Origin of the sequence: Proteus sp. CD3, from assembly GCF_008808075.1 — a bacterium.
Classification (GTDB): Bacteria; Pseudomonadota; Gammaproteobacteria; order Enterobacterales; family Enterobacteriaceae; genus Proteus; species Proteus appendicitidis.
Window position 1 is genome coordinate 2,437,178 of the sequence record NZ_CP019686.1, and the last position, 15,302, is coordinate 2,452,479.

Sequence of the window (15,302 nt, forward strand, 5' to 3'; positions counted from 1 at the left end):
AAGTGGGAGAGCGGAATATCTTATTGAGATATTCCGCTCGTCAATATTTCATCTCTTTTTTCTCTAAAAGAGAATGAAGGTGGTGCCTCACTCAACGTGTCGCCCTGTGTTTGATAAGGTCCGAAGACGAGTATCGTGATGTTGGACGGTAGGCACCTTACTCTGGCGTCATTCCTGGCTTATGTGGTATGTTCCCACCCATATTGTGGACCGACATAAAAAGTTGAATGAGCAACTGATTTATATAATGCACAAGGCGTGCCAACTTTTAAATACTCTCTTTAACAGACTGAAACTAAACAAAAAATAAAAACACCCCTCTAATATTTTATTTATCACTCTTTTTTATCTAGTTATAAAACAACCAAGCTGTCTCCATATCCAGACAGAGTTACCCTAAATTTAATAATTACTTATATTTCAATGAATTAAGTGTCGCTAAAAAGAGACAAACAAAATGATAAGTGTCGCTGTTTTTACACAACAAGAAATAATTTCTTTATTATCAATATAATAAAGCCTCTAACAATGTAGAGGCTTTATGTATTTATCTCTAAGACAATATTACATTTGATTAATCAAATTGTTTTCTTGCATTGCGGAATAAACGCATCCAAGGGCTGTCTTCACCCCAATTATCTGGATGCCAAGAATTACTGACTGTTCTAAACACGCGTTCTGGGTGAGGCATCATAATGGTTGAACGCCCATCTTTTGTGGTGACAGCCGTGATCCCTTTTACAGAGCCATTAGGATTTAATGGATATTGTTCTGTAGGGTTTCCGTAGTGATCCACAAAACGTAATCCCACTAAATTTTGAGCTTCTAGTTGTGCTAGTTGCTCAACATTACGGAATTCAGCAAAACCTTCGCCATGAGAAACTGCGATAGGCATTTGTGAACCCACCATACCCTGTAGCAATAATGAGGGGCTTTCAGTCACTTTCACTAAACTAAAGCGCGCTTCAAAACGCTCAGAACGGTTGCGAACAAAACGAGGCCATAAATCTGCGCCCGGAATAAGTTCTGATAATGTAGACATCATTTGGCAACCATTACAGACCCCAAGAGATAAGGTATCTTGACGTTCAAAGAATTGAGCAAATTCATCGCGTAAGCGAGAGTTAAATAAAATAGATTTCGCCCAACCTTCCCCCGCACCTAATACATCACCGTAAGAGAATCCACCGCAAGCCACCAGCACATCAAAATCACTGAGTGAACGTCGTGATGAATGTAAGTCGCTCATATGAACATCGATAGCGTCAAAACCCGCTCTGTCAAAAGCTGCTGCCATTTCAACATGAGAGTTAACCCCCTGCTCTCTTAATACCGCAATACGAGGGCGACTCCCTGTTGCAATATAAGGTGCAGCAATATCTTCATCTGGATCAAAGGTTAACTTCACATTTAACCCTGGATCGTTGAGATCTTGTTTGGCTTGATGCTCTTCATCCGCACACTCTGGATTATCACGCAAGCGTTGCATTTGCCATGTTGTTTCAGCCCACCAAAGACGCAGTGTACTGCGTTTTTCATTGTAAACCTCAGTTTCACGACTTTGGATAATAATGGCGTCATTTTCTGTTGCTTGACCTAAATAGTGTAAACAATCCGATAAACCATATTCAGCAAACAGTGCTTCGACAGCCTCTTGATGTTCCGCACGAATTTGGATCACGCCACCAAGTTCTTCATTAAATAGCCCAGCTAAAATATCTTCATCATAAGCACTGATATCAACATGTAAGCCACAATGACCCGTAAATGCCATTTCTGCAAGAGTGACAAATAATCCACCATCAGAGCGATCGTGATAAGCCAACAATTTGCCATCATTGACCAATTGTTGCATCACATTAAAGAACTGTTTTAATTGCTCAACATCACGAAGATCTGCTGCTTTTTGACCTAATTGACGATAAACTTGTGCTAATGCTGTCGCGCCTAGTGCGTTATGACCATTTCCTAAATCAATCAAATACAAGCGATTTCCTGCTTGTGTTGATAATTCAGGTGTCACTGTTTTACGCACATCTTCAACACGAGAGAATGCCGTAATAACTAAAGAGAGTGGAGACGTCACCTCTTTGGTTTTCCCATCTTTATCTTGCCAACGCGTTTTCATTGACATCGAATCTTTGCCCACAGGAATAGTAATACCTAGCTCTGGGCATAACTCTTCACCAATGGCTTTCACTGCGTCATATAAGCCGGCATCTTCACCAGGATGACCTGCTGCTGACATCCAGTTAGCTGAAAGCTTAATACGATTAAGCGCTTCTACATCGCAACCTGCCATATTTGTTAGCGCTTCGCCGACAGCCATACGTGCAGATGCAGCAAAATCTAACAGTGCGATAGGTGCTCGTTCACCAATAGACATCGCTTCGCCATAATAGCTATCTAATGTTGCTGTGGTAACGGCGCAATTGGCAACTGGAATTTGCCAAGGTCCAACCATTTGATCACGCGCAACCATACCTGTTACCGTTCGGTCACCAATGGTAATTAAGAAGGTTTTTTCAGCAACAGCAGGTAAATGAAGAACACGATAAACCGCATCTTTTAAATCGATATCTTTGCGAGAGAGATACTCTCCTTCTGTTTTAAGTGATTTTACATCACGCAACATTTTAGGCGCTTTACCTAATAATATGTCTAATGGCATATCAATCGGTTTATTATCAAAATGTGTATCATTAAGGACTAATTCACGCTCTTGCGTTGCTTCACCGATCACAGCATAAGGTGCTCTTTCACGCTGGCATAACGCATCAAAGAGAGGCATTTTTTCAGGTGATACCGCCAATACATAACGCTCTTGAGATTCATTACACCAGATCTCAAGTGGGCTCATACCCGGTTCATCATTAAGAACATCACGTAATTCAAAACGACCACCACGACCGCCATCATTGACTAACTCAGGCATTGCATTAGAAAGACCACCAGCACCAACATCATGAATAAATAAGATTGGGTTATCGTCACCTAATTGCCAACAACGATCGATAACTTCTTGGCAACGACGTTCCATTTCTGGGTTATCACGCTGAACAGAAGCGAAATCTAAATCAGCATCTGATTGACCTGATGTCATAGAAGAAGCAGCGCCACCACCAAGACCGATGTTCATAGAGGGTCCACCAAGTACAATTAACTTAGCGCCAACCGTGATTTCACCTTTTTGTACGTGATCTTCACGAATATTACCGATCCCCCCAGCTAACATAATTGGTTTATGGTAACCGCGAATTTCAACACCATTGTGGCTATTGACTTGTTCTTCATAGGTTCTGAAATAACCTAATAATGCCGGACGACCGAATTCATTATTAAATGCCGCACCACCTAATGGACCTTCCGTCATGATGTCTAATGCATTAACAATACGCTCTGGTTTACCAAAATCTTCTTCCCAAGGCTGTTCAAATCCGGGAATACGTAAGTTAGAAACCGAAAATCCAACTAGACCAGCTTTAGGTTTTGCACCACGCCCAGTAGCACCTTCATCTCGAATTTCACCGCCTGAACCTGTTGCTGCGCCCGGCCAAGGTGAAATAGCTGTTGGGTGGTTATGTGTTTCTACTTTCATCAAGATATGTACAGGCTCTTGATGGTAGTGATAATGCCCTTTGTCTGTATCAGGATAAAAACGTCCCGCCACAGAGCCTTCCATTACTGCCGCATTATCTTTATAAGCTGACATGACATAATCAGGAGTTTGCTCAAACGTATTTTTAATCATTTTAAATAATGACTTATCTTGAGCTTTACCATCAATTATCCAATCCGCATTAAATATTTTGTGGCGACAGTGTTCAGAGTTAGCTTGTGCAAACATATAAAGCTCTACATCTGTAGGATTGCGTTGTAAGCGGTTAAAAGCATCGACTAAGTAATCAACTTCATCGTCTGCCAGCGCTAATCCCATTTCGATATTCGCTTTTACTAGTGCATCTTTACCTTTTGCAAGGACATCAATCGTTTTTAATGGTGCTGGAGTTTGTTCGGCAAAAAGTGCATTTACATCTTGATAATTTAAGAAGATGGTTTCCATCATTCGGTCATGAATAAAACCATAAAGTTGTTGCCACTGATTGTCTGTCATCGTACCGCATTCAATAAAGTAGGCGATACCACGTTCAATTCGGACAACCTTGGCTAAACCACAGTTATGTGCAATATCTGTCGCTTTAGAAGACCAAGGTGAAATTGTTCCTGGACGAGGTGTAACAACTCGCATTTCCCCAACAGGCTCATGTTCTGTTAATGAAGGTCCATAATGCAGTAGTTGGCGTAATTTAATTTGATCATCTTCAGATAACTGCCCTTCCACTTTCGCGAAATGAACAAATTCCGCGTATATACCTTGTACAGGAAGATCATTTTCCTGACATAGAGTGAGTAATTTATTAATACGAAACGCGGATAAAGCGGGGGAGCCACGCAGGATTTCCATAGTATTGAGTTCTCTCTTTTAGCAGCTAACCTGACCAATCATTCAGGGGAAACGCGCCTAGTATAATAGAATAACCGCTCAGACGAAACCGTTTGCGTGAACAAAATAACGGCATTTAACTTAGCGTGTTTTAATGATTAATTGGTGTAATCAAGTTGCGTCTTGCCAATATGTTAAGCAAAATGCTCGATTACTGGAAATTTATCCATGTTAAAATGACGATTTTACACACAACAATAAACAACGTTAACGAGAACCAACCTATTGAATAATATAAGGATAAACTATTTCGTTATCGTTATCATAGCGCTCTTTTCAGCGGCTATTATCGCGTTGAATATTACATGGCCAGATAGGCAAAAAGCGCAGATAAATAAGATTTTATCTCGTGGTGAGTTAAGAATTAGTACGATACCTTCACCATTGATAACGATGAACGATAAAAAGGACCCCGTAGGTTTCGATTATGAATTAGTGAAACGCTTTGCTGATTACCTAGGCGTGAAACTTGTCGTTAATATGCGGACAAATATCAACCAAATGTTTGATGATCTGGAGAATAATAGAGCTGATTTTATCGCCGCCGGATTACTTTATAATAAAGAGAGATTAGATACGACACGCAGTGGCCCTGCTTACTTTTCAGTTTCTCAACAGCTTATTTACCGTAAAGGGACATTAAGACCACGTAGCTTTGATACGTTAGATGGGCGTCTTGTTGTTACTGCTGGCTCTGCTCATGCAAGTTTATTGCGAACATTAAAAGAGACGCAATATCCTGAGCTTGAATGGGAAGAATCAGATAATCAGACAACCTCACAGCTGCTAGAAGCATTATCTGAAGGCAAAATAACCTATGTGTTAGCAGATTCTATTAGTGTTGCAGTACAACAACGCATTCATCCTAATGTTGCCGTAGGGTTTGAAGTCACAGAAAGCCGTCCACTAACGTGGTATCTGCCAGATGGTGAAGATAATAGCTTATATGCCGCGATGCTCGATTACTTTAATCAATTATCTCAAGAAGATGTGTTAGCAAGACTTGAAGAAAAGTATTTTGGTCATGTCGGTACATTTGATTACTTCGATACTATCTCTTTTATTACGGCAATAGATTCTATTTTGCCAAACTATCAGCCTCTTTTTGAAAAGTATGCAGATACTTTCGATTGGCGATTATTGGCTGCTATGGCATGGCAAGAATCACACTGGGACCCTCATGCGACATCACCAACTGGAGTTAGAGGTTTGATGATGTTAACTCGCCCTACTGCATCGAGCATGGGCGTTACTGACAGGCTTGATCCCGAAGAGAGTGTTCGAGGGGGAGCACAATATCTTAAGCATCTCCTTTCGCGCTTGCCGGATTCTATTCCAGAAGACGAAAGAATTTGGTTTGCATTAGCCGCATATAATATGGGATTTGGTCATATGCTTGATGCCAGAAGGCTTACTGAGCAACAAAATGCCGATCCTGATAGTTGGCTAGATGTAAAATCAAGATTACCTCTACTTAGCCAAAAGAAATATTATGCAGACCTGCCTTATGGCTATGCTAGAGGACATGAGGCTTATCGCTATGTTGAAAATATTCGACGATATCAACTTAGCCTTGTCGGTTACCTTCAAGCCAAAGAGAGCAAAAATAAAATATTATCTAAAGATAAAGAGACTGATAACGATGAAGAGCAAGAAAGCTCATCATTATCATTGACTCAAGATATGGCTTATCAATAATTTTTGTAATTAAAACAGCCTATTAAAAAACATAGCCTCTTTTATAGAGGCTTATTTATTTCATTTCTACCATTCAAAAATCACTCCAACCATTAAAGCAACCCCCAACTTAATGTTTTCTTAATATTAAAAATTGTTACATTTGATCATGCCATTTTTTACCTAAAATAGGGAAAATTCATGTGTTAAAAAATGTAACACTTATTAGCCAAAAAACTCAGCCAGTGAGTAAACTGTACTTAAAGTAATCTAATTAGTCATTTTAGGACTATCAGAATAGGTAAAATATAAGAAAATATTAACTTAAGTACGTAGGAATTATCTCATTGGTTATTATTCGTTTTATGATTGTTATTTTTTGAGAAACTTATTTTGTGATATAAATTAACCTAACTACGTCATTGTTAACATCTAACTTATTGAATTACATATATTATGATAATCTATAATTGATTTTATTAATTTTTCTAACCTAATGTTAATAACATTACTTTTTGTAAAGTTAAAACAATGTTAATTATATTGTCTATTAAATTTATCTGCCTGATAAACTTTTTCACCCATAAATTGAGTAATAAAAAGAATAAATCTATATAAAACTCTATTAATATGGAATAGGCAAGATTAAATGTGAAAATTGAGGAAATCAACAAAACGTTATATCAAATAGAACGCCTTTATTGATATCATATAAACCAGACATTATTCGAAACAACTCGAAATATAATGCAAATCAATTTTTATATTCCGACATCAATATTATTTTTCTATAAATAATAATACGCACGATCTTCAAGGGATTATCTATAATGAAACTGAGTAAAATTGCTTTAGCTGCTGCTTTAGTATTTGGTATTAATTCTGTTGCAACTGCTGAAACTTCTGCTCCAAAAATTGGTGCAACTAAAGGCGAAATTCAATTAAAAGGTGAAATTGTTAATTCAGCTTGTGGATTAGCAGCTTCTTCAAGTCCTGTTATTGTTGATTTCAGTGAAATCCCAACTTCTGCATTAGCAAATATGCAGAAAGCAGGTAACGTTAAAAAAGATATCGAATTACAAGACTGTGATACTACCGTAGCAAAAACAGCAACTGTTAGCTATACACCAAGCGTTGTTAATGCAACAAATAAAGACTTAGCATCTTTCGTATCTGGCTCCGCTTCTGGCGCGGGTATCGGCTTAATGGATGCTGGCAGCAAATCAGTAAAATGGAATACAGCAACAACACCAGTACAATTAGTTAATGGTGTTTCTAAGATCCCATTTGTTGCTTACGTTCAAGCTGAATCAGCAGATGCAACTGTAACTCCTGGTGAATTCCAAGCCGTTATCAACTTCCAAGTTGATTATCAGTAATCGTTTTATTTATTTAAATTAATTAAATAATAAATTAATTACTGCATTAACGCAGGGGACTTCCTCTGCGTTAAATTCTATAAAACACTTCAATTTAATAAAATAGAATAAAAAGTAATGAAATAAATATTCATTATTTAATTACTTTTTATTTTATTAATAATTAGGCGTTTATTCATGTTAATTTCTTTTTTTCACAGCACAATATGGAAAAACATTTGTGCCATTTTGCTATTGTGCTTAGCGTTTTTCGCTCAAGCCGAGCTTGATGATTCTGTGGAATTTAACATTCATATGCTAGATGCCGAAGACAGAGATAATGTCGATTTATCTCGTTTTGCAACCTCTAATTACATTATTCCGGGTATGTACTACTTAGATATCCGTATAAATGGTCGTGACTTCCCTCGCCAAAACATTAATTATGTTGAAGTGAAGCCTAATTACTCCATTGCTTGTATTGACCCTACTCTTCTAAAAAAGTTAACAGTTAACGAAGAAAATCAAAAATTTATCGAAGAAATCTCGCCTGATTGTTTCGATATTAGTCAATTACCAGGTATCTCTATCAAAAATGATGGTGGTATTCTCGATATTGTTATGCCTCGTTCATTAATGAAATATGAAGATACCGATTGGACACCACCTGAATTGTGGGACCCAGGTGTATCTGGGTTATTAGTTGACTATACCTTAACGGGTATATCGACTCGTCCGAATAAAGGCAGTAATAACAACTCATTGACAGGATATGGGCAAGCTGGAATTAATCTTGGTGAATGGCGACTACGTGCTGAATATCAAGGAAACTATTCATCTGAATATTCATCAAATAATAGCTTTGATTGGAATCAGATTTACGCATATAAACCCTTACCTAACCAAGCAGCAAAATTAACACTTGGTGAAACTTATTTAAACTCTCAAGTTTTTGAAAGTTTTCGTTTTACAGGTGCCAATATACAAAGTGATGAAAGAATGTTGCCTCCTTCTTTGCAAGGTTATGCACCTGAAATTCATGGCATCGCAAACACTAATGCTAAAGTGACTGTAACGCAAAACGGTCGCTTAATTTATGAAACCACGGTACCGGCTGGTCCTTTTGTTATTAAACATTTACAAGACACAGTACAAGGTCAATTAAATGTCAGAGTCGAAGAGCAAAACGGTAAAGTAAACGAATTCCAAGTACAAACAGCCAATCTACCTTATATGACTCGCCCAGGCTCCGTGCGTTATAACACATCAATGGGTCAGCCATCACTCAACAACCATAAAATGCAAGGCCCTGTTTTTTATCAAGGCGATTTTTCATGGGGTATGAATAACACATGGTCGCTATATGGTGGGGCTTTGTTAACTGCTAAAGATTACAATGCGTGGTCATTAGGTTTAGGTCATGATATGGGACGTTTAGGTACGCTTTCAGGTGATATTACTCAGTCTTATAGCAAAACCTATGATAATGAAAATATCAACGGTATGTCGTTCAAACTAAACTATGCAAAAACATTTGATGAATACCATAGTACGATTACTTTTGCGGGTTACCGTTTTTCAGAGAAAACTTTCCGATCTTTCTCTCAATATATAGATGAGCGTTACAACGACATTAATAACAATGGTTATGAAAAAGAGATGTATACCATTACAGGTAACAAAACTTTTTGGGCCGATGATATTGAAAAATCGACAACACTTTATCTCTCTTATCGACACCAAAACTATTGGGATAAAAATACACAAGAACAATATGGTGTTACGGTAAGCCGTAATTTCTCTATTATGGGTATAGAGCAAATTAATACTAACTTATCTGCATTCCGTACTCAGCATAAAGGAAATACCGATGACAGTATTTCTTTCAATATTTCAATTCCATTAGGAAGTGGCAAAAGCATTGGTTATAGCTTGCAAGACAGTAACGGAAAAGTGAACCAAATGGTCTCTTATTCTGATAATAGCAATTATAATAATCTATGGCGTGTCCGTGCAGGTTTAAGCTCTGACAATAAAGCTAATACTGATGGTTATTATCAACACCGTTCGCAATATGCAGAAATTAACGCCAATGCAAGCTATCAACAAGATAATTATGTGGCACTAGGTGCAACAGTTAAAGGTGGATTTACGGCAACACGTCATGGTGCGGCATTACATAGCAGTAGCATGACATCAAGTACTGCTCGCATGATGGTTGATACTGATGGAGTGGCAGGCGTGCCCTTTAATAATCAAAGCACAACAACAAACCTATTTGGTATTGGGGTATTAACTGACTTAACTAGTTATAACAATGTTGATGCTCGCATTGATGTTGATAAAATGAATTCAGATATTGAAACACATAAAGCCATTACTTCTGCCACATTAACTGAAGGTGCGATTGGCTACTATAAATTCCCTGTTCGCCAAGGTGAGCGCCTGATGGCTATCTTACAAACCGTCGATCAAAAACACCCGCCATTTGGTGCCGAAATCACCAATAAAAATGGTGAAAATATGGGAATGGTGATGGAAGATGGTTTAGTTTATATCGCCGGTGTTAACCTTAATGAATCATTAAACGTGATCTGGGGTGGTAAAACCCAATGTACGATTACAATTCCTGCGGCAATTAACGATCCACTAAAACATGAATTGTTATTATGTCAGGGATTTTAATGAATAAAATGAATTACTAGAGATAATTGTATGAACTCATTCAACACACTCAAAACGCTTTTTTGTGGCTCCTTAATTGCACTCAGCATAGTGAGTACAACTCAAGCTGGCGTGTCATTAGATAGAACTCGTATTGTATTAATGGGCAACGAAAACTCAGCTAGCGTAAACCTAAAAAATACTAGCCCTGATATTCCTTTCTTAGCTCAATCGTGGGTTGAAAATGAACACGGGCAAAAAATCACTTCTCCTTTAGTCGCGTTGCCACCTTTACAACGTCTTGATGGTGACCAAAAAGGCGTTGTCAGAATTACCAAAACAGCAGAAATTGGTCTTTTACCACAAGATAGAGAATCACTATTTTATTTAAATGTGCGTGAAATTCCACCAGCACCCAAACAAGCTAACGTGTTACAAATGGCAATGCAGTCTCGCATTAAATTGTTCTATCGCCCAACTGCTATTATTCCTGAAAAACCGGGCATGATTTGGCAAGACCAATTAGTGTTTAAAAAACAAGGTAATCAATTTATTGCCGAAAACCCAACACCTTACTACATCACCATTATTGGGCTTTCTAATAAATTGAATGGTGAAGATAGTGATAAGTTAACCACCTTCCCTGGTTTAATGGTTGCGCCTAAATCATCACTGGAAATCCCAGTTAAAACCAGTAACGTCAATCAATTTTACATGATGTATGTAAATGATTACGGTGGGCATCCAGAATTAAAATTTGTTTGCCAACAAAATAGCTGTAAAGCAGCACCAAAAGAACAACAACCGAAATATTAATTCACTTAACGCCGGTAGGAATAAAATGAAATTAACAACAGCAAATTTTTATTTCAATACGCTAAAATTACTTTTTACTGGCGCAATGTTATGTACTCCAATTGTTGCTTCTGCTTATATTCATGGTGAAGTTCGCACTGTCGGCGGTCCTAATATCTTTAGGGTTGCATTAGATAACGCGACATTTCCTAATAACCGACCGGGCGAAACGGCCACAGTAAACTTTTCTTTGCCCGATAGATACTTAGCAACCGTTTATTGCCCTAAAGATCCCTTGGTTTCAAATTCACGCACTTATTATATGGCAAATTCTGACCTACGCTATTTAGGTAATAATTACTATGAACTTAATGAGTACGTCGATGTTCAGATCAAGTTTTCTATTTGGGGTCCTGAATCACTTCCTACTGTTCCTTTTATTGAAAAACCGAACAATCGAAATGGACAACAAGGTTGCCGTATCCCTGAATCACCAAAACCCAATATGTCGTCAGGAAGTAGTGGTGTATTAGTCTTTCGCTTGAAAAAACCGATTATTAATGGGGTTTCATTAACAGGGCAAGCTGTCGCTCAAATGTATGCTCGCGTAGGTAATGGCTTATATCAAGAATATGGTCCAGAGCCAATTTCAAAATTAGTGATTAGTTCAGGAATATTAACCACTGAAGATAGATGTACATTTAATAACGGCTCTCCTATTACCTTTGATTTTGGCAATGTCGGTAATACTTCTGATTATTTAAATGGTCAAAACTACAAGATCACGCGTAATATCCCAATCAAGTGTGAAGGTGGTAGTTTTACTAATCCTAATAGTAAAATTATGTTTAAAATTCAAACGGGTAGCTCAGGTGTCGCTAGTTTTAACCCTAATTACCTTGGCACAACAGGACCTGTAGATAGAACAAATTTAGGTATTGTTTTAAGAGATAAATCAGGAACGATTGTGCCGCCTAATCAATATTTTTCTGTCGGAAAACTGAATAATTTTAAAGGTAGCTGGGAAGTCACAGCAGCCCCCATTGCCAAAACAGGTAGCAAAATTACAGAAGGTGAATTCTCAGCACATGCCACATTAGTTGCGGAGTTTATGTAATGAAAAACCCAATAACAAAATCTGCTATTTCTCTTTTATTATTACTTTCACCTTCAGCCTTTGCTGTGACAGAGCTTATTGGGGGTGATATGGAATTTAAAGGCGTGGTGGTTGCACATGGTTGCACCATTGTTGCTGGTGATGAAAATAAAGTCGTTGATTTCAAGCAGATATCAGCAAAAGATCTCTATACTTTTCAAAAAAGCGAATCTGTTGCTTTTAGTATTAGTTTAGAAAATTGCAGTCAGGATATTTATAAAAGCGTCACAATTACGTTAGATGGGAAAGAGCACCCTACAATGCCCAATCACCTTGCTGTTGTCGGCACAGGATCTGAAGATCCTAAAAGCATCGGGATTGTATTTACAGATGCTCAACGCAATGTTATTCAATTAAAAAAGCCTAGCTCTACTCGACTTCTTAATGATAAGCGTATTCAGTTTAATTTTGTGACATATGTTGAAGCATCACCCTCTGCACTGAAAAATCAAACATTGCTAACGGGTCCTTTCCAAGCACAAGCAACGTATACCCTTAATTATCAGTAAACAGATATTATTCTTTTATTGCTGCTTCAGTATTGATTATAACTGGACTGTTTTTTTGCTTTTTAAGCTGTTTCTTTTCAGCTCTTCTCATTTTAAAGAATTGGCTTAAAAGCTGTGAACACTCTTCACCTAATACACCCGATGTTATCTCAACTTTATGGTTCATTCCTGGATGCTGTAAAATATCAATAAATGAACCAGCCGCACCTGTTTTTAAATCTGAAGCACCATAAACCACGCGTTTTACCCGACTATGCACAATTGCTCCAGCACACATCACACAAGGTTCGAGGGTAATATAAAGCGTTGCATCGAGCAGGCGATAATTTTGTAAATGCTTTCCCCCTTTGCGTAATGCCATAATCTCTGCATGTGCAGTGGGGTCGTTATCAATAATTGAATGATTCCATCCTTTAGCAATGATTTTATTATCAACGACTAATACTGCGCCCACCGGTATTTCACCGATTTCTTGTGCTTTTTGCGCTTGCTCAATCGCTTTATGCATCCAATAAATATCATCTTTAACTTTATTCACAAGGATATCTCTTCATTATCATATAGCGGGCTATTGTACCCTGTTTTCTATTGATAACTAAAGAGATTGCCTTGAATTGTTTATGACAAAGATAGCAAGATGCAACTTTAGTTTACGCGTGCTTCTGTGGCTAATTTTATGGCTAAAGCCCCTAAAATAGTCGCCATAAACCAACGTTGAATTAATGCCCAGCGAGGTCTTTGCATAAAGAATCCCGCAATAGAACCTGCTGCAATAACAATCAATGCATTTACTGCGATGCTAATAACGATTTGAATACTGCCTAGCACTAATGATTGGTTTAAAACACTACCATTTTGAATACTGATAAATTGAGGTAACAGTGATAAATACATCAATGCAATCTTAGGATTCAATAGATTGGTAACAAACCCCATCACAAAGAGTTTTGTTGTATTACCTGAAAGTAATTTTTTGGGATGAAAGATAGAACGCCCACCGGGCTTAATAGATTGCCAAGCTATATAAAGAAGATAAATCGCACCACAAATCTTCAACGTATCATAAGCATAAGGTACAGCCATAAAAATGGCCGTAATACCAAATGCCGCTAATAACATATAAAAAATATAGCCAACAGCCACACCGATTAGCGAGATAAACCCTGCTTTTTTCCCTTGTGAGATTGAGCGTGAAATTAAGTAAATCATATTAGGACCGGGTGTTAGCACTAAACCCAAAGATAAAAGTGCAAATGTCCACATATTAAACAGCGTTGGCATAGAATACCCCTTATGTTATTGCGTTATTTAACATCAATAACAGGGTATTAGGTGTGCGGAATACCACAAAACATACTCTTTATCATTAATATTTACTCGCTTCTACCTAAGATTTTTGCTTTTTATGTATATTGTTGATAAGTTATAGTAGCTTATAAGCTACAAAAATAGTTGTTGATACGTAGCTTTTAAGCTACATTTTGCTAATGAAAACGATCAAACATTACTTAACAATAGATGGCAAAGACTTATATGCTGACTATTTCAAAAAAATACGCGATCCTGTTGCTAAAGCAAAAATTGCATCAAGAGTAAATAGAATGGCAAGTGCGCATTTTGGTGATCATAAACCTTGCCGTGATAGTGTTTGGGAATTACGAATTGATCAAGGTGCTGGATATCGGGTTTACTATAGTTTAATCGATAGCGAAATTATATTGCTACTTCTAGCTGGAGATAAGCGAACTCAGGATACTGATATTAATAAAGCTATCCTATGTCTAAAAGATTATTTAAAGAGGTAGATTATGCCCAATTCTCGTTTGCATGATGATGCAATGGTTGAAATTTTACGTGAAGACCCTGATTTTGCTAAAGCTTATTTACATCAAGCCTTCCTTGATATAGATGAAGATGGTGGGCAAGAAGCTTTTCTTATGGCATTACGCCATGTCGTAGAAGCCCGTGGAGGTATGGCAACTATTGCAAAAAAAGCCGGTGTTTCACGTGAAACACTTTACCGAACCCTATCACCAACAGGTAACCCTACATTAAAGACACTACGCCACGTCATTAATGCTACTGGTTTTCATTTCTCCTCATTGGCTCGTGCTTAATATTTTATTTATATAATCTGATAAGTCATTTGAGTGATGTTACTTTAGGAAATGTCATATAAATGGTAATCTTACCCTCCCTTGCTTATCTCTCATCAAGCAAGAAGATTTGGGCGATATCCCCATTTGAATGATAAAACGCTATTTTATCGGATATAGCTACATAAAACTGATAGATGGTAACATATAAGTGCAAGATATAAGTTACTGAAATTTAATAATTTATATATTAAGTGACTGATATGGCTTTACTAATTACGAAGAAATGCATCAATTGCGATATGTGTGAACCCGAGTGCCCAAATGATGCGATTTCAATGGGGGATGATATTTATGAAATTAATCCTGATCTTTGCACTGAATGCGTAGGACATTACGACAAACCTACTTGCCAATCGGTGTGTCCGATTACCAACACGATCATCATTGATCCTACTCATACTGAATCTCAAGATGAATTATGGGAAAAATTTGTGTTGATCCACCACGCAGATAAGATCTAAACCTTAATCAATGATTTTG

At 37.6% G+C, this 15,302-nt stretch carries 12 protein-coding genes; 9 read left to right on the plus strand and 3 right to left on the minus strand.

Annotated features, from left to right (window positions below; all coding sequences use genetic code 11):
• Nucleotides 1-574: 574 nt before the first annotated feature.
• Nucleotides 575-4,465, minus strand: a complete 3,891-nt coding sequence (gene purL / locus BTA34_RS11130; protein WP_151435647.1) for a phosphoribosylformylglycinamidine synthase — start codon at nt 4,463-4,465, stop codon at nt 575-577.
• 264 nt (nt 4,466-4,729) lie between these two features.
• Here purL and mltF point away from each other — a divergent pair, with 264 nt between their 5' ends.
• The 6 genes from mltF to BTA34_RS11160 all read left to right on the plus strand — a co-directional run bounded on the left by mltF (nt 4,730) and on the right by BTA34_RS11160 (nt 12,663).
• The gene (mltF, locus tag BTA34_RS11135; protein WP_151435648.1) at nt 4,730-6,202 is read left to right on the plus strand and encodes a membrane-bound lytic murein transglycosylase MltF; all 1,473 of its coding nucleotides are present in this window, start codon (nt 4,730-4,732) and stop codon (nt 6,200-6,202) included.
• 809 nt (nt 6,203-7,011) lie between these two features.
• Nucleotides 7,012-7,560, plus strand: coding sequence for a fimbrial protein (locus BTA34_RS11140; RefSeq protein WP_151435649.1), 549 nt, complete (start codon nt 7,012-7,014; stop codon nt 7,558-7,560).
• Between the two features lie 177 nt (nt 7,561-7,737).
• Nucleotides 7,738-10,224: a fimbria/pilus outer membrane usher protein gene (locus BTA34_RS11145; protein ID WP_151435650.1), complete on the plus strand. Its 2,487-nt coding sequence runs from the start codon at nt 7,738-7,740 to the stop codon at nt 10,222-10,224.
• Between the two features lie 30 nt (nt 10,225-10,254).
• Entirely contained in the window at nt 10,255-11,019 is a 765-nt protein-coding gene (locus BTA34_RS11150; protein WP_151435651.1) for a molecular chaperone, read from the plus strand.
• 25 nt (nt 11,020-11,044) lie between these two features.
• A complete protein-coding gene (locus tag BTA34_RS11155) occupies nt 11,045-12,115 on the plus strand; it encodes a fimbrial protein (protein WP_151435652.1) in 1,071 nt (356 codons plus the stop codon).
• Nucleotides 12,115-12,663 carry a fimbrial protein gene (locus BTA34_RS11160; RefSeq protein ID WP_151435653.1) on the plus strand — a complete coding sequence of 183 codons (549 nt, stop codon included), beginning with the start codon at nt 12,115-12,117 and terminating at the stop codon, nt 12,661-12,663. Before BTA34_RS11155 ends, BTA34_RS11160 begins: the two co-directional genes overlap by 1 nt.
• Nucleotides 12,664-12,670: 7 nt before the next feature.
• On the opposite strand, the gene tadA is transcribed toward BTA34_RS11160, so the two are convergent.
• A complete protein-coding gene (tadA, locus tag BTA34_RS11165; RefSeq protein ID WP_151435654.1) occupies nt 12,671-13,201 on the minus strand; it encodes a tRNA adenosine(34) deaminase TadA in 531 nt (176 codons plus the stop codon).
• Nucleotides 13,202-13,308: 107 nt separating this feature from the next.
• Nucleotides 13,309-13,944 (minus strand): LysE family translocator, encoded by a 636-nt coding sequence (locus BTA34_RS11170; protein WP_099073671.1) that lies wholly within the window; start codon nt 13,942-13,944, stop codon nt 13,309-13,311.
• A 206-nt stretch (nt 13,945-14,150) separates the two neighbouring features.
• Between BTA34_RS11170 and BTA34_RS11175 the strand changes: the two genes are divergently transcribed.
• The 3 genes from BTA34_RS11175 (at nt 14,151) to BTA34_RS11185 (ending at nt 15,283) form a co-directional block, all read left to right on the plus strand.
• Nucleotides 14,151-14,468: a type II toxin-antitoxin system RelE/ParE family toxin gene (locus BTA34_RS11175; RefSeq protein ID WP_151435655.1), complete on the plus strand. Its 318-nt coding sequence runs from the start codon at nt 14,151-14,153 to the stop codon at nt 14,466-14,468.
• A 3-nt stretch (nt 14,469-14,471) separates the two neighbouring features.
• Nucleotides 14,472-14,780: an addiction module antidote protein gene (locus BTA34_RS11180; RefSeq protein WP_151435656.1), complete on the plus strand. Its 309-nt coding sequence runs from the start codon at nt 14,472-14,474 to the stop codon at nt 14,778-14,780.
• Between the two features lie 242 nt (nt 14,781-15,022).
• Nucleotides 15,023-15,283: a YfhL family 4Fe-4S dicluster ferredoxin gene (locus BTA34_RS11185; RefSeq protein WP_072068718.1), complete on the plus strand. Its 261-nt coding sequence runs from the start codon at nt 15,023-15,025 to the stop codon at nt 15,281-15,283.
• Nucleotides 15,284-15,302 lie beyond the last annotated feature (19 nt).